Raw genomic sequence first — 26,858 nt, forward strand, 5'->3', positions numbered from 1 at the left:
AAGATATGAATTTGGCTGCAAGGCTTCACTAGTGATTACCCATCAAGAAGGGTTAGCTTTAGATGTTAGAGCCATTCATGGCAATCCGTACGATGGACACACTCTTGAAGAAGCCATTAAGAAAGCTCAACATAATAGCGGCAAGAACATCGAAGTAGCTTTTGTAGATAAAGGTTATCGAGGTCATACGGTAGAAGGCAAAAGCATATTTATTTCTGGGCAAAGAAAAGGCCTTACACAGTGGATTAAGTCCCAACTCAAAAGACGCCAAGCGATAGAACCCCATATCGGCCACATGAAGAATGATGGCAAACTGGGACGCAATTACCTTAAAGGTCGTTTGGGAGATTGTTTTAACGCCATTCTATGTGGAATTGGCCATAACATGCGTTTAATTTACAACTGGTTAGTCGCCCAAAATTCTCCCAAACGTCTTTATTCAGGCTAAAAAGCTTAATTTCTTCTTTAAATTGCTTTAACGCTCTATCTTGAAGGCTACCCCCTGCTCTAAAACTCTTAATTTTTAGCCAATTTTCATACTCATCAACAAAAATTCTTGGATTTGCAGTTTTTTAACTTAAGACTAAAAGAAAATTCATAATTTTTCTTTCTAAAATGGATGCAATGAAGAAATTTTTAAGGTTAATTCAGGTCGAACTAGTTAATGAGAGCAGTTTTATAAATGCGAGGCTGCATAAGGAGTAGCTTGAAAATGTATTATCTATTTTTTCTTAAATTTTGCTAATACTTCTAATTGGTTGGTGCCAGGAAAAAATAAATAAGCTTGGGCACAGATAAGTTGCCAGCTCTTTGTTAATTCTTTCCAATCTTGTTTAAAAGAGTTCCAACCACAGCTAATATAGTGCAGTTCTTGAGGAAATTTATTCTCAAGCAAAGCGCTAAGCAAGGAGCGATCTAAGCCCTTACGGGGAGGATCTACAATTACTATGCTGGCATGGTTTAATAATTCTGTATGGGAGGAAGAGGAGCCAGAAACTAAAGAAATATGAGAAAAGCCTTGGCACTGACGAGCTTTTTCAAAAGAAATTTGGGCCCAAGGATTAATTTCGCAACATTCAATCTTCTCAGCTTTTTTTGCTAATGAAAAACCTATCACCCCCACGCCGGCGTAATATTCAACAATTCTTTCATTAGCTATTAGGTTACTTTTCAAATCATTTAACAATCTCTCAAATACAGCTAAATTGGCTTGCGCGAAGTTGGCTGGGTGAAAGCAAACCTTAGCGCCCGCAATCGTTTCCCATAGGTCTTCCTCGCCTTTTACTAATACCCATTCTTTGCCAAATATTGCATTTGTTCTCTGCTGATTCCAGTTAATCCATATTGAATGCCACCCTTCGGGATTTAGATCCCATAAAAGCTTGGCCGCTAAAAGCTCTTTTCTTTCACCAGGAGCATTTAAAACTAAAGAAAGCTGTACACGTCCGCTTGGCCTATTAACAACACACTGGACATAACGCAACAGCCCTTCCTGAGTGATTTCATCATAAGGCCTGATTTTATAAGCTTTGATCCAGGTTTTTAATTTTTCAATGGCTTGGTTAATTGAAGGATGATGCACCCGGCATAAGGGTATGTCCACTACTTGATGAGTTCCATTTTCATAAAGGCCGATAAGAGGATTTTCAGCAGAGCCTCTTACTGCCAGCTTAGCACGATGACGCCATTTCACCACTTGCTCAGAATAATAATTAAAAGGCACGCTTTGTTCAGAGAAAAAATTATAAACTTCTTCTAAAAGAGGGGGTTTATCAACATTTTCATTGATCGTACAACCTGAACAAACAGCAAAATGCGGGCACTGGATATCTTTATAAGTATTCATAAAAAAAATTTCTAAAAAATGTAAAGTAGTTGAGCCTTAAAGCTTTTTTAACAACTATCCTCCAGCCTTGATATTCAACTCTCTGAAGGAAAAAGATTATAAGACTCTTTAGTAGATTAGAGAAAGAATATACATCCATTGAGCCTTTATTTTTTCTTCTGCCCTTATGGATAAGCACTCCCTCAATGCCAAAAAAGTTTAATTTTTTAAGGGATAGAGAAATAAAATTCTCTGTTCATAAGTAGGGTAATTTAGGTCGATGAATTTGTGCATAGGCCTGTTGATAAGCTTAAATTGTTATCAACTGACCAGTTTTTAACAATCTATCAACAACTTATCAACCGACCCAGAACAGAAGCAAATAGATAGGGTTATCTACATTTCCACACCTTAAGAGGAAGAAGAATAAATTTATTAAGAACTATATTCTTCTTTAGCTTAAAGATGCTTAAAATTATTATTTATCTCTCTTGTCAACAAGAATAATCTTGTATTCTTCGTTTTTTTTTATTATACCTTTGAGCTATGAATAATTTTTCACCTGACTATTTTTTTGATCTTACTAACTTTGCACATGCTAAGCTTTTTAAAAGTTGTACTTTGGTATGGAACGCTTTGTCTCTTATCTCCTCTTACCTACAAACTCTTACTTTAGGAGAAATTGAAGCTGCTGTTCCACAGGGAACTTATTTGGTAAATCCTCATCTAATTTCTATCGGCCAAGGTACTATTATTGAGCCTGGTGCTTATATTAAAGGGCCTTGTATCATCGGCCAAAATTGTAGTGTGCGTCATGGAGCCTACATTCGAGGTAATTTCATTGCGGGAAATGAATGTGTAATTGGCCATGCTACCGAGGTGAAGAATGCTATCATGTTTGACAAAGCTCAAGCTGGTCATTTTGCTTACCTTGGCGATACAATTTTGGGCTCACGTGTAAATTTAGGCGCTGGAACAAAATGTGCTAATCTTAGATTAAATCGTAAAAATGTTTCTATCTATCTAGATGGGAGCTTCATTGAAACAGATTTAAAAAAATTTGGGGCTATTATAGGTGATGATTCGCAAATAGGTTGTAATTCTGTAACCAATCCTGGAACTTTGTGGGGCAAACAGGTGATCTGCTATCCATGTGTAAATGCAGGAGGATTTATAACTTCAAATCAGCTTATTCGTTCATCTCAAAAAATGGTCATTACTCCTCTTTAAAAGTCTTGCTAAAAAATTTATTATTAAAATTACTTAAAACTTACTGTCTATGATTAAAAATGATCCTTTTTCTTCCATTTTAGCACCTTACCAACTCACTTTCGAATCAAGCTTGTGTCAAGCTATCCCCCTTCTAGGCCCTAAAACAAACTTGCGTGACGTCTGTGAGTATGCCTTAATGAATGGTGGCAAGCGTTTTCGCCCCTTTTTAGTCCTAGTAATTGCTAAAGCTTTGAAGGCCTCAGTAGATGTATCTTTTGCTGCTCTTGCTGTTGAGTTTTTCCATACCGCTTCTTTATTGGCGGACGATTTGCCCTGTATGGACAACGATGATGTGCGAAGGGATAAGCCTAGTGCTCATAGAGTGTATGGAGAATCTCTAGCATTATTAGCTAGTTATGCTTTAATTGCTTCGGGGTATGAATTTCTCGCTAAAAATGCAAAAGTACTAAGTTTATCGGGAGCCCTTCATGCTGCCCAGAGTGACAGGATTTGCCTTCTTGCTCTAGAAAACTGCACATTTAATACAGGTCTTTTAGGGGCTACAGGAGGGCAATTTTTAGATATCTATCCTCCTGATTTAAGTATAAACACTTTGAAAGAAATTATTCGGATGAAAACGGGCTCTTTATTTGAGATTTCTTTTGTTTTAGGATGGTTGTATGGGGGAGGAGCTTTAGATAAACTTACAGACATGAAAAAAGCTGCTTATCACTTTGGCATGGCCTTTCAAATTGCTGATGATTTTGGAGATATCGAGCAAGATGCTCATCGAGGGAAGCTGGTCAACTTGGTAGCTAAGTGCGGTAGAGAGGCTGCTTTTAAAATGTTTTTAGAGGAAATAGAGGCGTTTAAGGTGATAAGCCAGCAGCTTAATTTGGAGGCCCCTGAGTTAAGCGCTTTATGTGACTTGCTTACTTCGCAAATCCATGAAGAAAAAATTAAATAAAGCGCGGAAAATTCCGCGCTAGTTTTGCTTAGGTAGGCAGGGTTGTTAATCCTTCTTCAATAAGTTTGCATAGCCCTCATGAGTCCCTTTTAGCTTAGCAAGAAGGTTTTTTATTTCCTCAGAGGAGATAGAAGTTTCTTTCAAAAAGCCTTCTGTAAGCTTAATGGCTTTTTTAGATTCTTCTCTTAGCTCTTCTGTTTCTATGCCAGTATTGATTGACGCTATTAACCGGTCCAAGCTATCTCTTGCTATGAGCGAACTCCTATCCTCTTCCTTGCTACTTAAAGGATTGGTGTAGTTACTTAGGGCCTCCTGCAGAGCTTTTAATTCTTCATGCAGCTTACCTTGTAGAATTTTCATTTCTTCTTCTCGATTAGAATCGTTAAGCTTTTTTTCTTGAGCTTGATTGATAAAATCTGTTTGGACAATTAAAACATCTACACCGCTATTATTTAACTGATCTACATCAGTTTCGATAAGCAAGCTTTTATTCTCTTCATCGCTACTTGAAGGATCGATGGAGTTGCTTGAAGCTTCATGTAAAGTTTTTACTCCTTCATGCAGCTTATCTTGTAGATTTTCCATCTCTTCTGTTTTATTAAATTCATTAAGCTTTTTTTCTTGAGCTCGATTGATAAAATCTGTCTCGGCCTTTAAATCTCTTTGGCAGCTATCATTTAAGCCTCTTACAGTAGCTTTGATCTTATTTAGATAGTTTATATTTTCTACATTAAACCTAGTGGTATCAATTTTTTCCAATATCTCATTTATCTTCATTGCATGGGTTTTAACCGCTAAGGTTAAAAGATAATTTGCCTGATGAAACGAGTAAACATCTATAGCCTGCTCAGAAGATTTTAATTGAATTTCTAGCTTAGACTCTCCTATCGTATCTTCAAGTTTTGCAATAATAGTCGTGCTAAGCAGCTTTAATGACGCGGAAAGTTTATCATTCCTATATTGCACGCCGGAAATCCAATGTCTTGTTTTAATGCTCCTTATAAAGCTATTTAAACTATCCTTGATTAGGTTCCATGTATGGCCTTTCCATGAGACGCTTTGCTTGGGCATGCTATTAAAGCTTCCTAGGATTTTATTCATTTCAAGTTCTTTTATTTCTTCTACTCTGCGCATAGGGCTACTCATCTCTATCTCCTTAAATTAATAGATTGTTAATACAAACATATGATCATTCTATAATAAACTCTTAATTATAAGATATATTTATTTTCAATTTGTTTTAAAATTAATAATTAATTCTTATTAATAATAAGGTTTGTTTGATTGAAATTAATAGCGGCGTCGTGAAAATGATGTAATACTCCTTGCGTTTAACAGGTAGCCTTCTATTATGCTTTATCATCTAAGTTAGTACCCACTGGCTAGGAGGCATTTTAACTTTTGCCAGCTTATTAATAATCGCTCTTCTAAATATATAATGTGCGTCTCCAACAAGCTAGCTTCCTACAGCGAGAATCTTCCGATGAGACCATTTTGCAGGATTTTTTTTTAAGCAAATACATTTCTGCTTCAGCAAGCAATCTGCTAGGTTAGCAGCAGAACTTTTTCTAAAGCTGCCTAGCTTTATCGCCTCTTTAAGGCTTTAACAACTTATAAAGCATCATCTCTTTTGTTTTTATAGGACTTGTCCGTTTTCTGGCTTCAATCTTCCTCCTCCTAAAAACACTAAAAAGTCTGTACCTCGCCTGTAAGATAAAAGGAAGAAAGCTTGCTTGTAAGCAGCATCTCCATAGACATTCTTTGGTAGCAAACGATCATCTTCGTTAGCCACTAAATCATTCATTTTATTGCTATCAGATGCTGGTAATTTACTTGATAAATAATTTCATGCAGGTCTAGGCAAATGGCTAAGTAGCTCTTCGTCTAAACTCTCCACTTGCGGTTATCATGCTGATGCATTTTCTACTCTTTCTTCGCTCTACCCTTAAAAGAATCAAAGGCTATATCCTGTTGGACGCTTATGACCTAAATTCTTCAAGCTATTGCCCAAGTTTTTTAGCGCGCCTGCAGATGCAAGTATAGGCACAGGAAGTAACATATAGCTCAACGTCGGCAAGGCAATCTATTGAGAAGGACGCCTGTGCTTGCATATGTAAGAAAAGAGATGACAAGCCATCTAGACATTTTAGGTAATAGGTAATCAATCCCATTTTTTACATTATAAAGGCAGACTGACTGCCAATAAACTGATTTACGATCTTTTAGAGGAAAGATCGGTTTATATTTGAATAGGGGAAAATAGATAATTTACTCGCACAAATGGTTTGTTTTTAATATTCATTCAATTGCCTCTTACTGCAATTGAGCATACGATACAACACATAATTCTCTTTTCGTTTAGGCATATCCTTTTCTGCAAAGTTATCGCCCTCTTTTATAGCTCTTTGTAATTCTGAAATGGCTAAGTAAATTGCGCCACAATTTTCAATTGGTTTAAGCTTAAGGGCTATAAGGAGGCTAGAAGAAAAGGTGAAAGTTAAGAGGAAGCTTAATTGTTTGCTAATAGGATAATTGGCTCGATCTAAAGCTAATAAGTCATGAGGAGAAGATGGTAGCGATTGACCCACCTACTCAAAAAGAAACTCTATCTTTTGGCTATTTAGGAATTGGAGGATCGTTTCTTTTGCCCTTCCTTAATGTAGGTAAGCAGCCCAAGCTACACTTATAGATTGTTGTACTCTCTCTACTTTAACAGCTTTTGGCCCTGTTTTTTTTGTCATGGCGCTTAATTTCTCTATTGTAGAGAAGAGGTTACAAACATACTTTCTTCTTTTCCATTCTCTTCTATCTCTATCGATCTTCTTCTTATTTAAAGTTAGAAAAAAGCTGTTTGCAATCTCAATAATTATACCTTATGTCATTCTTTTCTATAATATTAACCTTCACTTAGGGCGATCGCTTCGCTAAAATTTGGACAAGCTAGCAAATTCTAGTGCATCTACAGGCTATAAATAAAGTATCAAGGCAACCGAAGAAATGGCTAGAGGGATATGAAAAAAATAATAAAGCTAAAGGTCGAAAAACTACAGGTGAGAGGAGCAATTAGAATTGTTAATTGATGCCTTGGTAAAAGCCATGAAACCTGTATTGATAGAGATGAATTAAAATTTTTATTTCTATAAGGAAAAGTTTATAAGCCAGAAATAAATATTTACCGATATAGGCTATAGCGAAATAGGCAAAGTTAAAAGCTATCTTAAATTCTCTTAATACGCTTTAGAAAAACTTCGCCCGTATACCCCCCTCTGAAAGATGTCTCTCTGTTTAACAAAAGGGATTTTATAAAGTACGTGACTGCATAAAGAGTAGATTAAAAGCGTATAACTTAACATTTATACGCCTTAAAAATTAAAGCGATATACCCAATTCTCTAAATGTTTTTTTGTTTATTTAGAGGTTTCATTTACAAAACATGCGATTGCCGAAAGAGCCTCTCAAGAGCGCATGATTGGAAATTAAAGCGAAAAGATTTTATTTGAAAAAGAGGGAAGGTAAAAAGGACTTTTGCCTGCTTTGGCAAAAGTCCTAAATAAAAGGGCGATAAGTCTTGTGGCTTAAAGATTACAATTAAACTTCCATAAGCTCAGCTAAAGATTCTTCATTCTCGGACGCTTTACTTGTTTTGGCTGCAACCTTATTGTTAAGATGCTCTAATACTAAAGTTTCTAGTTCTTCTAGCAACTTGGCATTATTCTTAAGCTCTTCTCTAACGGCTTCTCTACCTTGACCTAGACGTTGGCCTTTGTAGCTAAACCAAGCACCTTTTTTATCCACAATATTGTATTCAGCTGCCATGTCAATAACTGCTCCGGTACGAGAAATACCTTCGTTGAACAGAATATCAAACTCAGCAGTTAAGAAGGGAGGGGCCATTTTATTTTTTGCCACTTTGACTCGTACGCGATTACCAATCTCTACATTGTCATTTCCTTTAATTCCTGCTGTACGACGAATATCTAAGCGTACAGAAGAATAAAATTTTAAAGCTCTTCCACCTGTGGTAGTCTCAGGGTTGCCATACATAACCCCAATTTTCTCACGAATTTGGTTAATAAAAATAGCGCAAGTGTTGCTTTTAGCTAGAGCAGACGTTAGCTTGCGTAAAGCTTGTGACATCATACGTGCTTGCAAACCTACGTGAGTATCGCCAATTTCCCCCTCAAGCTCTGATTTAGGCACTAAGGCTGCCACAGAATCGATGATAATTACATCAATAGCATTCGAACGAGCTAACGCTTCTGCAATGTTCAAAGCTTCTTCTCCACTATCAGGTTGGGAGATTAATAGATTATCAATATTAACACCGATTTTAGTCGCATAGCTAGGGTCTAATGCATGCTCTGCATCAATATAAGCCGCTACACCACCATTACGTTGAGCATTAGCGACTATATGTAAAGCCAAAGTAGATTTACCTGAAGATTCAGGCCCATAAATTTCCACTACGCGTCCTCTGGGAACTCCTCCAATGCCTAAAGCTACATCTAAAGAGAGAGCGCCAGTTTTAATTACACTAATTTCTCGCTCGGAAGAGTGTTTGCCAAGCGACATAATGGCACCATCGCCAAATTGCTTTTTAATTTGGCTAACTGCCAAATCGAGTGCTTTTTTACGTTCTGCATCGTTAGCTTGAGCCATAATGATCTCCAATTTTAATAAAAATCCAAAGAAAGAATAATAAATTTATACGAATAGATAAAGAGAAAAAGCATGAATGCTTGGTATGGAACAATTAAATTACCCAAGCACTTTTTTTAAGGTTTTTTACTGATTTATTTAATTAAAAAACTATTTTTTCAAAGAAGAGGGTGTCTTTCAACAGTAGCTAATTTATACCTCATAAGTAAGAAAAAAGCAAGGAAAATTTAGCTATTCCTGCGGCTTTCCATTATAGTAATGAATTTTTCGAATAAAACGGCCTTCTCCATCATAAATAGTAGCTGTTCCTTTTCCATTTAAAATTTCACTTATAGGATTTTTATCTCCTTTTTTGTAATATTCACCTTTCACGATTAGGTCTCGGTCATATTCCTCGATAAGCATTAAACTTCCATCTTGGTACCAGGCTGTAGCTAACCCATTGCGTTTATTATTAACTATTTCCCGCTGACTCTCGAGGGTGCCATTATCATACCAGGTTTTTACATACCCATTAATATTACCTCGATACCAATTAATTAACATTTTGGGACGTGCTTCTTTTAGGCCCTTTAAAAGAAAATACTCATATTCTTCCCCATTTTTTAAGCCATTCTCTACATGATAAAGGCGCTGTAGACGATTGTTTTCATCAAAAATTTTTACTTTACCTTGTAAAACTCCGCCTTGAAATTGCTGTAATTCTTGCACATTTTTTTTATTAAAGCTGGCACGATACCCTTCGCCCTCGATGATTTCAGCTATAAGATTCCCCTCCCTATCAAAATATTGGCCAGAAATCAATAGTCCTTGGCTAAAATGTTCCTGAGCAGCAATTTTTTTTGATGGCCAGTAGCGTACAGCTTCACCGTGGCGAACGCCGTGGCAAAAAATGATCGTTTGTAAAAGCTGGCCATTATCAAGATAGTATTCTGCTATGCCATTCGCTTGATTCTTGTGAAAAGGAATACGTTTCCACATCCTTCCATTCGGATGGTAGTAAATAGAATCTCCTTCTAACAAACCCTTTTCATAAGTTATTTCAGTCTGAATATTACCGTTTTCATCCCATGCGCGCGCGCATCCTTCAAATTGCCAGCTTTTTTCGGCGCTAGATGTTAAATCTGCAATACCTCCAATAAGAGTAACTTCAAGCTTTAAAGTACCATCTTTATACCACTCTCGGTAAGACCCATACGCACGATTGTTAACAGCTTCTAAATATTGGCGAGGCTGTCCATTTTCATAGTAAGTAGTAATATATGCTGGAGAGCTTCCTTGGCTATCTTTTTGATAGACTCTTAAAACTTTTTGATAAGGCTGAGCTCCTAGAAAATTTACATTTTCGTATTGATTCAAGCGTTCTTTATTGGTGATAGTCTCATTAAGCCCATTGCGATCAATTAAGTTGATGCTAATCAAAGCTGGCTGCTCATCCCTTAAGCTGGTAGGTATACATCCATGAGCTATATAACAAAGAAAGATAAGAAGGGGGAGGAGTTTAAGTTGTTTCATAAAGCTTAAAGAAATTCTCTTTTTAATAGTTTTAAATTTAGGCTAAAAACTTCATTATTTTCGGAAATATTTTTTCTATTAATTTTGAAATCTAAAATAAGAAGTTGAGGGGGATGAGAAGGAGGGGCGTAAGGTCCAATAGGAATAGCTTCAATGCGCGATAAAATTTTTTGAATATCTTCCACATTCACTTCTACAGGATGGACAAGAGTTTCGGTAGTCTCTTGAAAAAGAGGGTAAGACTGTACGACTCCTTCAGTAAAGGCTAAGCTATTATTATTGGATAAATACTCTAATCTTTTTTTCAAAATGTCATCAAAAGCAAAATTTTTATCGTTTTCAAGTTTTTGGAGACTTTCAATTTCTGGTTCAAGAAAAACCAAACTTTCTAAATATTTATCAATATAGTAATGATCGGCTTCACGAAAATGCTCGATAACAGCCCTATTGGTGGCTTGCTTCTTTTCACGCATGATAGCTGTCTCACGGGTACAATGGATTGTCTCTTTCAGATGGTTCAACCTTTCTAATTGCGAATAAAAATAGAGGGTCACCAAAATTAAGGGCAGTAATCCGATGAACAAACCATAAAAGAGAAGTCGCTGGCGAGGAATATTTTCTAACATTTTAACTATTCTTATTATTTTTATGAAGAAGAGGGATAAAGAGTTTTATCTTTTAAGTAAAACGAGGTTCTATAGCGACCATGGCTGCTATTCCATTTTACTTCCCCTTTAGGGTCTACGAAGGAATTAGGCTCAATCAATGCATCATGGAACTCGCGAGCTTGCTTGGGTATCGAACTTGTAAACTCCATTTCAACTTTTACCTGATATTTTTCCTGCCTCTTATGTTGTTCAGGTCTTTTAACTAAAGCGTAATGAAAGCTTTCTATTTGAATAGGGGGTAAAGGAAGTTCCTCCCCTTTACATTTTCCTCTAAGAACATCTTGGGAGCCTAACCAAGCTAAAACATCGCTTACTTTAGGAATGATGGGTAGAAGGGGGAAAATATCAGGCTTACCCTGTAGGTTTTTTTCAACATAATGGACCCGTTCTAAAAGATCTTTTGCGGAGAGCTCTAAAATGCCTTTAGTTTGGCTATCAGAATCATTGAGCAAAGAATTGCTTTTTTCATAAGAGCTCTCAAAATTAGCGTAGGGTTCATTCATAACCTGTAAGAGTTCAATATAATCTTGCCTAGCATTATCGAGATGATAAGCAAGATAAGATTGCGTAAATATATATAAAGCTGAAGCTAAAGCGATACATAAGCCTGCATAGGCATATAATGATTTGGTCAATCTTTTCCAAGGATGAGGATAGGAAAATTCCTGCCTACGAAAGTTAATTTTGTCTTTTAAAAGAGGAAGGCCTGCTAAAGCTATGCCTAAGGGGGCTGCAAATTCTTGCATTTTTTCTACACTTAACTGAGGAAAAATCTCTGGCTGGGGAAAAATTTGTTGCATTTTTAAATCTGAAGCTAAAGAGGTTCCCAAGTTGGGAATTAAAGCAGCTGAACCAGTAATTAATAATTCCTTTACTTCCTGCCCCCTGGCTTGTTTGGTGAGAGAAAAAACTACACGTTTAATTTCTAGGCGCAAACTTTCCCAAGCTTGGTAAGTAGGAACAGGCTGATTGGTGCCCAGTAAGTTACCGTTAGAGTCAGCAAGGTTAATCGACCCATCTTCTTCTATCAACGCATCTTTAAGTGTTTGTACTCCTCCTAAAATGGACTGAGCAGCCATAAGCTTGGAACCTTGTATAAGCACGGCTGTAGATTGTTGAGTGCCAAGATGTATGATACAATAAGGGTTAGGCGAAGACACACAGGTGATAGCAAAATTGTATAAAGCTGCGGGTATAGCAGTGATAACCTCAGGTTCTATCCGAAGCTTGGAACAGTATTTTAAATGTTTTTGAATGTAATCTTTGCGGGCTGCTAAAACAGTTAATAAAGACCCCTCTTCTGAATGGCCAATCTTAAGATAATCTAAGACGGCTTGGTCCGAGGAATAGGGTAGCAGAGGTTCGGCTTGAAAAGCTAATACTTGTTCTATATCTTTTTCTTTTTTTAATTTTATTTCGAGATGCCGTAAAAGCACTTCAGGAGTATCTAACGCTGTGATCACTAGATCTCTCTGCAGGCTTTTTTGCAAATCAGGATGTTCTTCATAAATGTAAAGCGGATTTACATTATCCAACTCTTCTATTATTTCAAACAGCTTGCTAAAATGAGGCTTTCCTTTATTGTAGGTTAGTTGAATGCCCCTTAAAAAGGTTTTTTCTAGCTCCAGGCCTAATGTAATAGAAGCCTCTGGCTTATCCAACATGCGCTTTTTCCTAAGCTTAAAATATTCCCAACAAAGGCCTTATTATAGATTAAAGTTCTTAGACAGAAAAGACTTTTTTTTATATATTAGAATCCTACTAATTTACTACCCCCTATTTTTTATGTGGCTGATTCCTATTGTTGATCTGCTTTTTCAAATTTATATGTTGATGCTGTTTGGCAGAATTATTTCTTCCTGGGCACCGCAACTCATGCAATATAGGTTTATGCAATTTATAGCTTTCTATACCGATCCTTATCTAAATCTTTTTCGAAAAATTATTCCTCCTTTCGGAATGGTGGATATAAGCCCTATTCTTGCTTTTTTTAGTCTAAGTCTTCTTAAAGATTTAATTATTTTTTTAATTCGATGAAAGATAGAACATCATTTCTCCAGGTGCCTTTTCAGCTAGGGGCTATTCAACTTCCTAATAATATCTTTTATGCTCCTTTAGCGGGATGTTCCGATTATCCTTTTCGTCAAATGTCAGCTAATTATCATCCGGGGTTGATATATTGTGAAATGGTCAAAATGGATGCCCTAGTGCGTTTCGATCAAGGAACATTTCATATTTTGGATTATGCTCGCCGCATGCATCCTATTGGAGGACAAATCTGTGGAAGTAAACCAGAAATTGCCGGCCAGGCTGCAAAAATTATTGAAGATTTAGGTTTTGATGTTGTCGACTTAAATTGTGGCTGTCCTGTCGATAAGGTGACTAAGGATGGAAGTGGATCGGGAATGATGAAAAACCCTGCCTTGATTGGCGAGGTCCTAGAAAAAATGGTGGCAGCTGTTAAAATTCCCGTGACGGTTAAGATACGAGCTGGATGGGATGAAAATCTTATCAATGCTCCTTTGATCACGCAAATAGCAGAGCAAGCCGGTGCAAAAGCTATATGTATTCATGGCCGTACGCGCCAACAGGGTTATCGAGGAGCGGCCAACTGGGATTGGATTAAAGCATGCAAAGAGGTTGCAAAATCGATTAAAATTATTGGCAATGGAGATATATTCGATGCCGTGGCTGCAGAGAAAATATTTGAGCATACCGGCTGCGACGCCATCCTCATCTCTCGTGGAACTTTAGGTCAGCCTTGGATCGTAGAAGACATCATGAGAAAGCTTCAAGGGGAAGAGCCTAGGAGCCGTACTTTAGAAGACTGCCGACAGGCCTTGCTTGAGCATTTCAATTATACGATTAATTATCAACAGACACGCCGTGCGGTGGTAGACATGCGCCGAGTAGGCTGTTGGTATCTAAAAAAATCTGCTGGGACACGAGCTTTTAGGGAACAGATAAGCCGAGCCGAATCGGTAGAGCAGGTACAGGATTTGATTTTAAATTTTCCGTTAGGAGAAATGAATGGAAATGAAATGATTGATCAATCAGAAGACGAGACATCTTGTTAAAAGGAGCTAGAAATCCTATGAGAGGGCTATTTAAGATTAGCTTAAATCCTCCAGAATCAATTAATTTGCTAACCGTATGGCTTAATAATGAATAAATTATTTCCCCTTCAAGAGCCATTAGAATTACATGCTGTAGCCTCGGGCCGCGTGCAAGGTGTCGGTTTTCGATTAGCTACTCTCCATTATGCCTCTCAACTAGAGCTTACAGGCACCGCGCGTAACCTTGAAAATGGAAGTGTAGAAATTATAGCGCAAGGTCCTAAGGAGAAATTAGAAAAACTTCTTGCTCTTATCCAAGCACGCTTTGGAAGTAGCTATATAACATGTTTAGAAGTTATTTATAGCCCACCTTCCACTTCTTACCCGCATTTTCAAATTCTACCTTGAGAAGGGGCTCAAATGCTTAGTTTCTTTTTAGCCTAATTCTAGACCTTAAGCTATAAATTATAGCTTTTAAGGCTATAGGTAAGCATTCATTATCCTTGGCTAATCTCTAACATTTGTTTGTCCATGCTAAAGTTCCCTTTATTACCCAATTTTTCGGTAAAATACTTAATTCCTGGTGTCAAGGAAATATAAATGGCATTCCAGCCCTCATCTTAGAAGTCTGTTCTGCAAGGCGATCCTTTTACTACTTCAACTTCCTTACCTTAATTTGGCCCATGGCTTTTATCTCTTCTCTTTAATAGCCTTGATCTACCTCTTCTAGGCAGCTGCATTGATTACAATTTAAAGAGCATCCTTAAGCCTTCTTTATCAGATAGGTTGGCTGCTGTAAAGTGGCAATCTAGTAAAAAGCTTTTGAGTATCTAGTGACATATGTCTTTTTCTTCCTTTGATTTTTTCCCTATTTTTAGCCTTTTAAGACTTCCATGGTCTGCATTTTTCATGTTCTGGTTATCCACTAGGGCTGCTGCCGGCCCTTCTTTTTTGCTCATGGATATTCTTTCCTTCTTGTATAGGTATGTATTCATCTTTTCAAATTTCTCGGCAAGCTTCCTTCTAGGGAAATACTTCAACATAGCTTTTCAGGAAGGAAAGTTGTGAGGAAAATATCTCTATCGGCATCCTGGATCGTTTACATAAAGAATAGCAACAGACATGCCTTGCTTGGAAAGGTTTCCAAGTCTTCTTTCTCTTCCGTGGGAAATAGAAAAAAATATGCTTGATTCCTTCTCTTTCTTGGTCGCTCAATCCAGCAGAATAGCTAAGCATTATGCTTCTTCTATTGCTGAATTTGCTTTTATTTTATCAAGAAAGGAGCGGCCTCGTAGAATGCGGGAGGAGATAGGGATAGCAGACTTTATTGACCAGGCAGTAGGTAGCTAGGTGAAGAATAAGCCTAGCATAGGAATAAGCTGTTAAACACCTGAAAATGGAAGGGGATTTGTAAGCTGGACGCTTTACATGTATAAGGAAATAGGTAGGACTAATTTTGGCTCTTCCTTTAGAGCATTTTCCACTTGTAAATTAGCTAGCTTTCTATCATGAATTTTTCTTCTGGCCTTGTTTAATCCATTCTCCAGTAAAAAAGTTAATTTTTAATTTTATATAAATTATTAAATTTTTATTACCAAAAAACTTGGAGAGAAAGCTAAAGGTGGGTAAATTATCCCTATAAGGTAGCGTACTCGAGATGCCAATATGCCGATAGGAGACAAAGCTACTGCTATGGATAGATCTAAAGCATATAAGGCAAGTTTTTTTATATTAGAAGCTTCATTCGACACAGCCTGCTGCTCTATGGGCTTTCTTTTCCAAATCCTCCCTAAACATTTTGTAAGAAGGTAAAAACTTAAACCAGCCACGCTGGCAACTAAGCTTGCAACAGCTCCAACTTTTCTCCCTACTTTAAATGCAACAGTGGCGGGAGAGCTTATTAATTGAATGAAGCAGTAAACTCTTCCTTTCCAGCTAGCCTGCTTGTAAATAGTAGGTACGTTTTGTCCAAAATCCGCTCTAAAAGGCTTTAAGACCTGATAGCTCGATGGAAATTCGTTAGCAAATTCCATTAATAAGCCCTTTGTATATTGTTTAATTAGGACTGATATTTTGTAATTGGTTAGATCAATATCTTTCTTAAGGGCAACTAGCTATGCAATTTAACCTTTTGAGCTATGCATTTACACTTCATGGCATCCAAGGCCTAATAGCTCGTTTCTTCCAACCCAGTCTACCCTAGAGTTTTACTACTTAATTGCAAGGCTATTAAAGCTCTTTTAAATTTTATTACAGTTTAATTTATTTATTCCTTTCTATAGTAAAAAACTTAATTTTTGATTTTATATAAATTATTAAATTTTTATTATCAAAAAGCTTGGAGAGAAAGCTAAAGGTGGGTAAATTATCCCTATAAGGTAGCGTACTCGCGATGCCAATATGCCGATAGGAGATAAGGCTGCTGCTATCGATAGATCGAGAGCACGTAAGGCAGATTTTTTTATCAGTATAGCTCCATTCAACAGATCCTGCCGGCCAATAGGCTTTCTTTTCCAAATCCTTCCTAAACATTTTGTACTAATGAATAGAACGTGGATAGCCACACCAGCAGCTGAACATGCAGCCATTCCAACTTTTCTCCCTACTTTAAATGCAACAGTGGCGGGAGAGCTTATTAATTGAATGAAGCAGTAAACTCTCCCTTTCCAGTTAGCCTGCTTGTAAATAGTAGGTACGTTTTGTCCAAAATCCGCTCTGAAAGGTTTTAAGACCTGATAGCTCGATGGAAATTCGTTAGCAAATTCCATTAATAAGCCCTTTGTATGTGGGTTAATTAAGACTGATATTATATAATTAGGTAGATCAATATCTTTCTTAAGGGTAACTAACTATGCAATTTAACTCTTTGATTTACGCTTTACAGCATCAAGAGCCTAGTAGCTCGTTTCCTTCCATACCATCTATCCTACAATCTTATTACTTAATCGAAAGCTTGTTAAAGCCCCTTTAAGTTTAAATCTTTGTTATAGTTTCATTTGTTTTTTTATTTATTGCAAGAAAAAATTTTTAGCTTTTTGCTTTATAAGCAGCTCATCTTGAACCTATTCCGCTCTCCTTTTGAAAAGGGCACCAAAACATATGAAAATAAAAAAACTTTTAAGGGTATTTTTATAGAGCTAGAGGAGATAAAAAAGTAAGGAGGTTTAACGTGCATCAACCCCTGCTCTTTAAATAGCCCTCTTTTGAGGTTGATACTTCTAATTTTAATTTACTAAGTTTCTACAATCTATAGAGAAGTGGGATGCTTTTTATTAATTATCATAAGATGGGCTAAGAGAATAAGTATTTTGCATACCTTAGCAATTTTAAGATAGCATTCTAGAGATGCACCTTTTTTAAGCCCCTCTAAAATGCATTTAAGAGGGGCAGCATGAAAACATCAAATATCTTTATTAGTAGCCATAGGATCTTTTTCTTGAGAAGGTTCTTTCCCCTCAGAAGGTGAAGATAAACCCTGGCATCCTGATTGAGTATAACATCCACAATGCTTATCTTGAGTACAACTACACTCTGAGCACTTGCAATTGTTCATGTTGGAATCAGCGGAAAGAAAACTAATCGCCATAAAAAAAGCGCCCAAAAAGCTTAATAAAATTTTCATATTTTCTCCTTTTTTAAATTGTTTAAGTAGGTCTATTTATTATTTTGTACAGAGCTAAAAACTTTCCATTAATTTTCTCCCAGATCAATCACTGCTTTGCTTACAATTTATTTTGCTTACCAAGAGGTTCGCTTGATGAGGAAGAAAGAAAAAATCCCTATTTAAGCTACCTAGGATTAGTCCCTGCGTGAAATTCATTCAAATCGCTTAAGCAATATCCTAATCTCCTCAATTTTCTTTTTTTGCTCCTCGTGATCGTGACAGAGGCAAGCTTGGGCCACGCATGAGGATAGATGGGTATCCAAGATACGCCTTTCGATGCTTTTTATAGCTGAACGGATGGCTCTAAGCTGAGTTAAAATTTCTGGACAATACCTTTCCTCTTTAATCATCTTTTTTATTCCTTCTAGCTGCCCATTTATCCTATTTAGATGTGGGAGTTGATCGTGATAAGAAGCTTGTTTAGCTTGTTTATGTTCACCCTCTGAATTTTTCATAAATATTTTCTATTTTGTAAATTTTTACCCTACCCCCCTATGGTATAAAACTCATCGAATTATGTCAACAGGTTATCAAATTTTTCATCGACTCTCCTTAATTTTATTTCAGCCAGACCTGTTTTAATCCCACTATTTTTTCAATTTAAGGAAGCTTAAACATAAAAAAATAGGAATTTGCTTAATAAAGGCTTAGTTAATTGCATCCAGTTAATTAACATGCATGAAAATATTTATTGCTCGAATAAGCGATAGATAAGATATTTTAAGCATCATCCGTATGGATAGCGATGGGAACCGAGAGAGATTCCTTCTATAAAAGTAATAGATCTAAATTTTTATTTACTTCTATCCAAGATTTTACTCATTTTTTAGAGGAAAATAGAGAGTAAATACCGTTCCTCTTTTAGGGCGATTATGAACCTCAATTTTTGCTTGATGAAGATCAGCGATGGTTTTTACTACGGCTAGCCCTAATCCCATTCCATTGGATGGCGTGCCGGGAATTCGATAAAATTTTTCAAAAAGTCGAGGAACAAAATTAAGAGGAATACCCGGTCCTTCATCCGCGACGGAAAGAAGAATAAAACCTTCTATTTTATGAGAAGAAATTAAAATTTCTTTACCTGGCTCAGAGTAAGCAGCAGCGTTAATTAATAAGTTACAAAGAAGAAGTTCCATCAAGGAAAAATCAAAATAGATAGGAGGGAGATCTTTATCAACTTCAACTTTTATGATATGTTTTTCAAGGTTTTTCTGTAAGCTTGCTAAGCTGGCATTAATCAATTCCGAGATGGTTTGTAATTTTTTGGAGACTTTGAGAAAACCTGTGCTTAATTGAGACATAGTCACCACATTTTCTACCATGCGACTTAAATAATTAGAAGATTCTTCAATCTGCTGAATCTTATGCGAACGAAGGTCTGCATTCTTGGCAAGCTCCGCACTTTTTAGCTCACGTGCTGCCCCTCTGATGGAATATAGAGGTGTCTTAAACTCCAAGGAAAGAGAGCTTAAAATGTTATGTTGAACTTTTTCGATCTGTTTAAGATATTCATTTTTCCGGAGCTTTTCTTCTTTAAAGGTCCTTTCCACATAATGCGCTACTTGCTGGCAAATTGTTTGAAGGAGGGTTATTTCTTCTTGCTGTATCACTTTAGGGAAGGTAGGTCGAAAAGCTAGAATACCCACTGTCTCTTTAAATCCTTTTAAAGGTAGGTAAAGATTGTTAACAGATGATAATGTATCTGTAGACCATCCTGCCATTTTTGTATTTTCAAATACCCAGGTAGCTACGGCTTTCTCTTTTTCATCTTTCAGCAAATCGGTCTCAGCATGGATCATAAGACCATTATCAATTTTTTTTAGAAAAATTTCGGCTCTTCCGTTTAGCAGATTATTTAGGCGAGCGCAGATAGATAAGAATAATTCTTTATTAAAAGAAGTAGTCGCTAGCTCCTTTACAATTTCATAAAGCACTTGTGACTTTTCTTCTCGATGCCTAAGCAGTTGCTCCCGTTTTTTAATGCGGTCAGTAAGGATGCTTAAAACGCAAGTAGCTGCTGCAAAAGATAAAAACAAACCTGTCTCCACTTCTCCAAAATAAGTGGAATTAAAAGAAGGTAAAAAGAGCATGGACCAAATTATAGAAAAAAGGGATGCCGATAAAACAAGCGGGCCTTTTCCTAGGAATAGGCTAAACCCTAAGAAGAAAAAAAAGAAAATTAATCCTATCATTTGGTAGCTTAGATATAAAGAGCATACTCCCCCTAGCATAGCAATAAGTAGGGTGAAAAAAAGGGCCCATCCGTAATCTTTATAGGTGCTTGTAAATTCTAATTTAGACCAGGGAGATACATTGAAAGGGACAGAGGCATCATGGTGGATTACATGTACATCGATACCGCTAGCCTCTTGATTGAGAATATCCAGAAGATTACTTATTCCCATCAATTTTTTAAACAAGGTGTTTTGGGGGCGACCAATAATAATTTGAGTAACGTTCTTTTGTTTGGCCATCCTTTTTAAGGCTATTCCTATAGAAGGATCTGCCGTAGTGATAACTTCTGCTCCGAGTTCTCTAGCAAGAGAGAGGTTTTTGGCTAGCTGTTTCTGATCCTTTTCGCTTAACTTCTTCCCATTATCGACATGCAAAGCAATCCAAGGAGCGTCTAGGGTAAAGGCGTAACGGCGTGCAAGGCGAATTAAGCGCTGAGAATGAGGGCTAGGGCTAATCGCTACCATTAGGCGTTCAGAGGGTTTCCACAAGCTAGACCTTTCAGCACTGGGCAACAATCCATGCAGATCATGATCTACTTTTTCTGCTGTCAGTCGCAGCGCTATTTCTCTTAAGGCCGTTAATCGATCGACTTGGAAAAAATTTTTTGCAGCGATCTCAGATTGAGGTCCTATATAAACTTTCCCTTCTTTAAGGCGCCTTAAAAGCCCCGTAGGAGTGATATCCACTAACTCGATTTGAGAAGCTCTTTCTATAAGACTATCAGGAACAGTTTCACGAATTACAATGCCCGTAATTTCTTCCACTACATCCTTACGGCTTTCAATATGTTGGACATTTAAGGTGGTGTAAACATCGATTCCTGCTTCAAGGATCTCCATTACATCCTGCCATCGTTTCGTATGGCGTGACCCAGGAACATTGGTATGCGCTAGTTCATCTATGAGAACGATATGAGGCTTGCGTTTGATGATAGTATCTATATCAAGCTCCGTAAAAATGTTTCCTCTATAGCTAATGGATTTTTCAGGAATACTTTCCAAACCAACCGTAAGAGCAGCGGTCTCTTTTCGTCCATGGGTGTTAATGACCCCTATGACAATATCTACTCCTTCTAAGCGACGCTGTTGGCCATCCTCTAGCATCGCATAAGTTTTACCTACGCCAGCAGCCATCCCAAAAAAAATTTTAAGTTTTCCTCCTCTACTTTTCTCTTCTTCCCGGTTAATCAACTGAAGTAAAGCTTCTGGGTCTGGGCGATCTTCTTCAACCATAGGATGCTTGCCTTTTTGGTACCTTCTATAACTTTAATTTGATTTTATCACAAACCAATTGTCTTTACTTCCTCTTTTTACTCACTAGCCTTACCAAGCCTGTGGCATTAAGGAACCAATACACAATTTTATTAACTTAATGTAAGAAAAATTTTTCATTGTTTTTCTTTTTCTCGAAAAAAGGCCTGTCCTCCTTTCCTTTGAAGCCAAAATATCGCCCGTTCAACTTACTATCCTATTGTTGGTAAAAAAGGGATAAATTTAATAAATTTTTACCTTATTGATGAATGGTAAGCTTGGCTAATTAAAAGTTCAACCCTTCGAGGCTAGATCTCCAAGGCAGCTATATGCTTGGAAAATATAGCAAGCCCTTTGCCTCAACCTATAGGCGCTGCTTATTCCTTTTCCTTTAATTTATGTTCGATCATTAGTTCTTTCTTTTTCCCCTACTAAGAGAATTACCATTGGTAAATGTTGCCAATTTAACATTCCAGCAAGCTAAAGCAAGGCTTGCATTGTATTTATCTAGCCAGCCATTTTCTTGCCTTCTGACTAATCTTGATAAATCCCTGAACTAGAAGCGCATTATTGCGGTGTAGTCAACATCATGCCTGTGGGAGCCTGTAACAAAGCATTCAAAAACTGCTATGGGCAGAGTTTTCTAAAAACAGCATGCAGATAATCTTTACATTTTTTTTAAGTTTTCTTAGGAAGGAATGCTCTTAGAATTAGTTATTGTGCCTCTGGTAAACCCTCAAGCTTTCCCTCTCGCACCTTTTCCTTTTTTACAATAAAAAATGATTGGATAGGGCTAACATGCAACGGTTATGACTACTGGGGTAAATTCGTATAGTACAAAAAATGGAAATGCTTTTCTTGAGAATTTATGTGGTGCTTCCTAGCAAGGAGTGAGCAGATGAAGTAAGTAGACGAGCTAAAAATTTGAGTAACTTTTAAATCGGAAACGAGTAAAGCTCCCATACTTTTGCTAACTTTCTTCAAAATTTTGCTTGGTTTAAGTACTTTAACTTACACTAGTTGCGGCAAGTCATTTTAAAGAACAGCCTTGTAGTTTAATGTCTAAAAAAATTCCTGAAAGCTATTTAGCAGGACTATTTCACCTTAAGGTTATTTTTTGATTTAAGTGAATGGGGATAATAAAAAAGGATAGCAAAGGGAAAGTAATAAATAAGCACGTATGAAAGCAGGGAAATTGCATGAAGATTTTATTTACCATTTAGCATTTCCATCATGTAATCTTTATTCCAGCCGGCTTTTGCTCTTTTATTCTTGATTCCTGCTTTTGTTTTTGTATCAGCCTTTAGTAGATTCATCGTACATCTTTTCAAAACCGATAGATTTTGGGGGCCATGGTCTTTACGGATTTTGCTCTTGTCTTCCCCATAAGAAACATCTAATTGCCAATGAACCTTATTCTCTATAGACCAGTGCGAACGTATGCCTAGTCCATGCTTTTCAGCGCTAGCTTTTTCACTAGCAATATAGTATCTAGCTTCTACTGATGTCTTATCTTTAATGCACCTAGTGCTTCTCATACAGACCAGAGCATTTAGGTCCACCCATTCTTCTTTTTGAGGCAGCCAATCTAACTCATGGGTACACCAGACTTCTCGCTTTTCAAAACGATCTCTGCTCTTTTCTTCAATCGAATAATAATCACAGCTAGCTTCTTCAGGTTTTACCTTTATAGCTTGATCAAAAAAGTTTTTGGTTTCTGCATGTAGATTCCCTTGATTACCTTTCAGTGCGAGTAAGTAATGGCCTCCTTGATGGCGAATCTGTTCAGCTATCTGTTTTTGACATCCAGCTGCATCTATGGTAACGGTAGCTCCTTTGATATCAAGCATATTCAATAACAAGGGAATGGCAGTTATTTCGTTTGATTTTGTTTCCGTAGCAAGCTGGCCAAGTATTAGCTTATTCTCTGCTGCAAAGGCACTAACCATGTGAATTGCTTTTCCTTCACGAGCTATATCATGCGAGCCTTTTAATGTTTTGCCATCTATAGCAATCACTCCTTTAATGGCTCCAGCAATATTTTGGGTCCATTGTACAAAACATCTTTCAAAATTCGAGGCAGATACATAGCGAAAAAATCTTCCTAAAGTATCATGCGATGGCACGCCTGCTAAGCAAATTCCATGCCCTTGCAGCCAAGGTAAATTGCAAGACGCCCATAAATGGATCGACACCCAGTCATCTGCACCACATAAAATCGCCAGGATGCTAATGGTAATCACGTCAAACAAACTATAAGCTTGGTTCCGCTGTTTCCTTGGATCTTCTAGATTCTTAAATGCAATAAAAATGCTATTTGGCTTATGTATATTCATTCATCTCTCCTTTGTAAGGATAGAGATAATGATAATTATACCTCCCACTCTGTCAACTTAAATCTTCATGCAATTTCCCTGCGTATGAAAGTAAATTTTTATTTTCAATTGTGTTGAATATTAAAATTAAGCTATACATATATTTTTAAATCTTAAGTTAACTTGTATTTGCCTCAAGGAAGCAATATGTTTTCATTTTCATTTAATCCAATAGCTACTCATACGACCCTAGAAGGTACTTTTAATTTTTTTGAAGGAACCGGAAGCGAAAAAATTTATGCCAAAGTTCCTAAATAAGAAGGTCTTTTTCCTGTAAGCATATCGCCCCAAGTCAGGACCGAGGCATTAACTCATTTATCCTCGGCTGCTAAAATAAAACGATTGCTACAAGGTTTCTTTGTACAACCTACATATCAAGCAGAAACACATGCAGTAACCCTTGAGCCGTCCTCTCCTGAGATTGAGACTTGGAATAATAGAACGATGTTAAGATTGCCTTCTGGCGCCATATTTATTTGTCGAGCAGACGGGAAAATCAGCTATGCGATTGACGATACTGTTACAACATGGGATTGGCCAACGGATACTTATGAAGTCACTGAAGTAAAAAATGCTGCGTGCATTACAGCTTTAGCAGAGAAAAGCGATGGCTCGCTGATCTTAGGAGATGAAAAAGGGCAATTGCATGTTTCAGGAAAAATAATTGATACGAGGGTTCAGCAATCTATTACTGAAATTCTCTATTTTCATGATGCCTGGGCGCTTATAAAATACGAAAAAATTTTGGAAAAAGAAAGAGGAGAGACAGGGCTAAAAAAGCTTAATTTTCTTACAGGCGAGGTAGAGGAAGTAGATTCGCAGACAGAAATTCTAGTGTTAGGTGATAGCTCTCTTGCTATTCTAGACAAAAGTACTGTCCGCTGGGAGCAATTCGATCAAACCCAAAGAAGATTTATTGAATTACCTAGCCGCGCTAAGAAGGAAAATATTTCTAATATTCTCTTAGCTTCGAAGACGAAAGTTTTGTTTTTACATCAAGACAATAAAGAGCTGCTTACAATGTATGATATGGAAGATGATATAGAAGCGCAAACTGAACAAACGTGGAAAAATAAAGATCGATGGAAGAATTATGATTCTGGTTTCCTTTATGCTTGTCTAGATGATCAAGCGATTGCTGTCAGTAATATGCGGAGCGTAACATTCTATTATAGAGATGACCTTGCAAAAGAACCTATGCGTATAGCTAAAGCTGAATTAAGGAATGCCACTGCTATGATAACACTTTCAAATGGCTCTATAATATGTGGAACATATAATAGTGGGATTTCTTCAATATTTGTAGTAGACATAGAAGGAAAAATTGCCTTTAATCATACCTTTTCTAATGAAAATTCTCAAATTGAAAGTCTAACAGAATTGCCAAATGGTTCTATAGCAATTAAATTTTACGACTCTATTAAAATTCTTCAGCCTCAATTTAAAGATAAATCTATTCATTCCGATAATGAATCGAAACATAGTACCTATCTAGCGAGCTTAGAAGCAGCCTTTAAACAGGCAAATTTTTATAAAGCACGCCGTTTTTACGAGAAAGCTAAAAAACTACCATCAAACAGCAATGCCCATAGCCTTATTTCTCTTCTTCATCTTAAAAAATCTCTAAATAAAAAGCTTTATAGACAGATTCTCCTTAATACATTATACGATCAAAACAACAAAGAGGTAAAAGATCTTCATTTAGAACAAGAAGTTTCCACATGGAAAGCTAAGACATGTAAAAAGAGGTTGTTTATAGGAGAAGGAACTTTTACCTTTACTGAGGCTTTTATCAAGAAACATGAGAAGACTCATCCTCTTTTAGCTTCCTCCATTGTTGCTACAGAGCTGACTGTCCCTGCTGAAAAGAAAGAAGATGTCATGCAGAGAGTTTCCCGTCTAAGAGAACTAGGAGTGACAGTATTGTTTGGCATTGATGGACAATTCCTTCATAATCATTTCAGAGAAAAAAGAATTAAACGCATTCATTGGAATTGCCCCTATACTGGAAAAGGAGGAGGTGGCCAAGATAAGTTTAAAGCAGCAATTCCTCAGTTTTTCTTATCTTGTACCCATTTACAGATGGAGGGAGATCGTATACATATAGCTCTTATGCATGAAAAAGAATCTCAAACGAGAGAAAAAAATTGGAAATCTAGGCAAAAAGAAAATTCTATTGTCTTGGGTGCCACCTCGGCAGGTTATCGTCTTATAAGAAAGCGTTTGTTCGGTCCCAAACGTTATCCAGGTTATCAGCATGCTAAGACAGATGGAAATGATCACACAGCCGGTGACGGTGAGCAGCGGGAATTTGTCTTCGAAAAGGCGCATCAGCCTTCTGCAAAAGCAGAATCTGAGTTTTTAGCTTGTGCTAGATCTTTAGAAAATGAATTTTCAAAAAATGTAAATCTTTTAAAAGACGAGTATGCTCAATATGTCTCAAATATAAAAAACTCTTTTGTAGAAAGAAAGATAAAGCGGAGGGATTACTTCAAAAAAATCAACTTCAGCGAAAAAACAAACCCTGCTGAAGGTGATTTTTCCGCTAAAGTAAAAGAATTAGAAGAACAATTATACTTAAACCTACAACAAGCGGAAAAAAATTTTGAGGATAAAGTGAGGATTTCAAATTTTAATTTTTTGACCATAGAAAGAAGGAATTCACAAGATATCCAAGCTGTATGTTGGGCTTATGTGCAGAAGCTAGAAAACTCTTCGTTAGATTATATGAGAGTCATAGGCAGAAAATACTTATACTATGCAAAATATTTAGAAATCAATTTTGTTTCTATTTATGCTAATTTATCCGATTATTCACAAGAAAAGGTAAGTAAGTCAAAAAGATATTTTATAGATTTGTGTGATAACCCAAAAGTAAGTTCGCCAATTGATGAAAATGATAAAACCTCTACTGGTTTTATAGGTGGATTAGAAAGTCTCAATAAAACGTTATCAGATCGAGAAGGTGAACTGAGAGCAAAAACTTTAAAGATTATATGTCCTAGACAGTACTTGACCTGACAAACATGAGTTACCTGGCAGGTACTATTTCTGTCAGTTGTAACTTATCTAACATCTTTTCTTGTGCAAGATGTTTGGCATCTAAGAATGTTTGTAAAGGCGTCTTGCCAAAACAATACTTTCCTGTATGTGTTCTCTCATTATTATACTCATTCATCCATTTATCCACATCCCCTTGTAATTCTTCAACATTTTTAAACACTTTCTTCCTAAAAGCTGTGGCATAAAATTCGTTTTGGATGGTCTGATGAAACCTTTCGCAGATTCCATTGGTTTGAGGATGCCTGGCTTTAGTGCGAGAATGGTCAATGTCTTCAATGGCCAGATAAAGTTCATACTCATGATGCTCTCTTGCTCCGCAGTACTCTGTACCACGATCGGTCAATATTCTTAAGATACGAATATCTGGAA

23 protein-coding genes are annotated in these 26,858 nt (G+C 36.8%); 8 read left to right on the plus strand and 15 right to left on the minus strand.

From position 1 onward, the window contains the following. Positions 1 to 448, plus strand: a 448-nt coding sequence (locus NEOC65_RS02105; protein WP_213155570.1) for a transposase, incomplete at its 5' end; no start/stop codon positions are given. 273 nt (positions 449 to 721) lie between these two features. On the opposite strand, the gene NEOC65_RS02110 is transcribed toward NEOC65_RS02105, so the two are convergent. Beyond that, entirely contained in the window at positions 722 to 1,846 is a 1,125-nt protein-coding gene (locus tag NEOC65_RS02110) for a class I SAM-dependent RNA methyltransferase (protein WP_213155571.1), read from the minus strand. A 525-nt stretch (positions 1,847 to 2,371) separates the two neighbouring features. Between NEOC65_RS02110 and NEOC65_RS02115 the strand changes: the two genes are divergently transcribed. After that, positions 2,372 to 3,055: an LbetaH domain-containing protein gene (locus NEOC65_RS02115; protein WP_213152425.1), complete on the plus strand. Its 684-nt coding sequence runs from the start codon at positions 2,372 to 2,374 to the stop codon at positions 3,053 to 3,055. A gap of 49 nt (positions 3,056 to 3,104) precedes the next feature. Next, complete coding sequence (locus NEOC65_RS02120) at positions 3,105 to 4,004, plus strand: polyprenyl synthetase family protein (RefSeq protein ID WP_166154418.1); 900 nt, start codon at positions 3,105 to 3,107, stop codon at positions 4,002 to 4,004. Between the two features lie 45 nt (positions 4,005 to 4,049). On the opposite strand, the gene NEOC65_RS02125 is transcribed toward NEOC65_RS02120, so the two are convergent. From NEOC65_RS02125 to pilM, 6 genes are all read right to left on the minus strand, one after another. Continuing rightward, complete coding sequence (locus tag NEOC65_RS02125) at positions 4,050 to 5,150, minus strand: hypothetical protein (RefSeq protein ID WP_213155572.1); 1,101 nt, start codon at positions 5,148 to 5,150, stop codon at positions 4,050 to 4,052. Positions 5,151 to 5,640: 490 nt separating this feature from the next. Then, positions 5,641 to 5,808 (minus strand): hypothetical protein, encoded by a 168-nt coding sequence (locus tag NEOC65_RS02130; RefSeq protein ID WP_213152428.1) that lies wholly within the window; start codon positions 5,806 to 5,808, stop codon positions 5,641 to 5,643. 1,784 nt (positions 5,809 to 7,592) lie between these two features. After that, positions 7,593 to 8,663, minus strand: a complete 1,071-nt coding sequence (gene recA, locus NEOC65_RS02135) for a recombinase RecA (RefSeq protein ID WP_166154414.1) — start codon at positions 8,661 to 8,663, stop codon at positions 7,593 to 7,595. A gap of 231 nt (positions 8,664 to 8,894) precedes the next feature. Next, positions 8,895 to 10,178 carry a toxin-antitoxin system YwqK family antitoxin gene (locus tag NEOC65_RS02140; protein WP_166154412.1) on the minus strand — a complete coding sequence of 428 codons (1,284 nt, stop codon included), beginning with the start codon at positions 10,176 to 10,178 and terminating at the stop codon, positions 8,895 to 8,897. Between the two features lie 5 nt (positions 10,179 to 10,183). After that, a complete protein-coding gene (locus NEOC65_RS02145; RefSeq protein ID WP_166154409.1) occupies positions 10,184 to 10,804 on the minus strand; it encodes a hypothetical protein in 621 nt (206 codons plus the stop codon). Positions 10,805 to 10,824: 20 nt separating this feature from the next. Next, positions 10,825 to 12,510 carry a pilus assembly protein PilM gene (gene pilM / locus NEOC65_RS02150; RefSeq protein WP_213155573.1) on the minus strand — a complete coding sequence of 562 codons (1,686 nt, stop codon included), beginning with the start codon at positions 12,508 to 12,510 and terminating at the stop codon, positions 10,825 to 10,827. Positions 12,511 to 12,631: 121 nt separating this feature from the next. Between pilM and NEOC65_RS02155 the strand changes: the two genes are divergently transcribed. From NEOC65_RS02155 to NEOC65_RS02165, 3 genes are all read left to right on the plus strand, one after another. After that, positions 12,632 to 12,883: a YggT family protein gene (locus tag NEOC65_RS02155; RefSeq protein ID WP_166154404.1), complete on the plus strand. Its 252-nt coding sequence runs from the start codon at positions 12,632 to 12,634 to the stop codon at positions 12,881 to 12,883. Next, positions 12,880 to 13,923 carry a tRNA dihydrouridine synthase DusB gene (gene dusB, locus NEOC65_RS02160; protein WP_166154402.1) on the plus strand — a complete coding sequence of 348 codons (1,044 nt, stop codon included), beginning with the start codon at positions 12,880 to 12,882 and terminating at the stop codon, positions 13,921 to 13,923. Before NEOC65_RS02155 ends, dusB begins: the two co-directional genes overlap by 4 nt. An 87-nt stretch (positions 13,924 to 14,010) precedes the next feature. Next, the gene (locus NEOC65_RS02165) at positions 14,011 to 14,310 is read left to right on the plus strand and encodes an acylphosphatase (RefSeq protein ID WP_213155574.1); all 300 of its coding nucleotides are present in this window, start codon (positions 14,011 to 14,013) and stop codon (positions 14,308 to 14,310) included. A 422-nt stretch (positions 14,311 to 14,732) separates the two neighbouring features. Here NEOC65_RS02165 and NEOC65_RS09690 read toward each other — a convergent pair whose 3' ends face one another. Then, positions 14,733 to 14,861 carry a hypothetical protein gene (locus tag NEOC65_RS09690; protein WP_278248285.1) on the minus strand — a complete coding sequence of 43 codons (129 nt, stop codon included), beginning with the start codon at positions 14,859 to 14,861 and terminating at the stop codon, positions 14,733 to 14,735. Between the two features lie 163 nt (positions 14,862 to 15,024). On the opposite strand from NEOC65_RS09690, the gene NEOC65_RS02170 reads away from it, so the two are divergent. After that, positions 15,025 to 15,252: a hypothetical protein gene (locus tag NEOC65_RS02170; protein WP_213155575.1), complete on the plus strand. Its 228-nt coding sequence runs from the start codon at positions 15,025 to 15,027 to the stop codon at positions 15,250 to 15,252. Between the two features lie 230 nt (positions 15,253 to 15,482). Here NEOC65_RS02170 and NEOC65_RS02175 read toward each other — a convergent pair whose 3' ends face one another. From NEOC65_RS02175 to NEOC65_RS02200, 6 genes are all read right to left on the minus strand, one after another. Beyond that, a complete protein-coding gene (locus NEOC65_RS02175) occupies positions 15,483 to 15,935 on the minus strand; it encodes a hypothetical protein (protein ID WP_213155576.1) in 453 nt (150 codons plus the stop codon). Positions 15,936 to 16,217: 282 nt separating this feature from the next. Further along, entirely contained in the window at positions 16,218 to 16,670 is a 453-nt protein-coding gene (locus tag NEOC65_RS02180; protein WP_166154392.1) for a hypothetical protein, read from the minus strand. Between the two features lie 632 nt (positions 16,671 to 17,302). Next, on the minus strand, positions 17,303 to 17,524 hold the full coding sequence (locus tag NEOC65_RS02185; RefSeq protein WP_213155577.1) for a hypothetical protein: 222 nt from the start codon (positions 17,522 to 17,524) through the stop codon (positions 17,303 to 17,305). A 194-nt stretch (positions 17,525 to 17,718) separates the two neighbouring features. Then, positions 17,719 to 18,021 (minus strand): metal-sensitive transcriptional regulator, encoded by a 303-nt coding sequence (locus tag NEOC65_RS02190; RefSeq protein ID WP_166154388.1) that lies wholly within the window; start codon positions 18,019 to 18,021, stop codon positions 17,719 to 17,721. Positions 18,022 to 18,381: 360 nt separating this feature from the next. Continuing rightward, entirely contained in the window at positions 18,382 to 21,033 is a 2,652-nt protein-coding gene (locus NEOC65_RS02195) for an ATP-binding protein (protein WP_213152434.1), read from the minus strand. 1,226 nt (positions 21,034 to 22,259) lie between these two features. Next, entirely contained in the window at positions 22,260 to 23,387 is a 1,128-nt protein-coding gene (locus tag NEOC65_RS02200; protein WP_213155578.1) for an ISAs1 family transposase, read from the minus strand. Between the two features lie 483 nt (positions 23,388 to 23,870). Here NEOC65_RS02200 and NEOC65_RS02205 point away from each other — a divergent pair, with 483 nt between their 5' ends. Beyond that, positions 23,871 to 26,447, plus strand: coding sequence for a class I SAM-dependent methyltransferase (locus NEOC65_RS02205; protein ID WP_213155579.1), 2,577 nt, complete (start codon positions 23,871 to 23,873; stop codon positions 26,445 to 26,447). Positions 26,448 to 26,457: 10 nt separating this feature from the next. Here the strand turns inward: NEOC65_RS02205 and NEOC65_RS02210 are convergent. After that, positions 26,458 to 26,858 (minus strand): integrase core domain-containing protein (locus tag NEOC65_RS02210; protein ID WP_213155580.1); only part of this gene is annotated, 401 nt, incomplete at its 5' end.

The organism is Neochlamydia sp. AcF65, assembly GCF_018342435.1.
Taxonomy (GTDB): Bacteria; Chlamydiota; Chlamydiia; order Chlamydiales; family Parachlamydiaceae; genus Neochlamydia.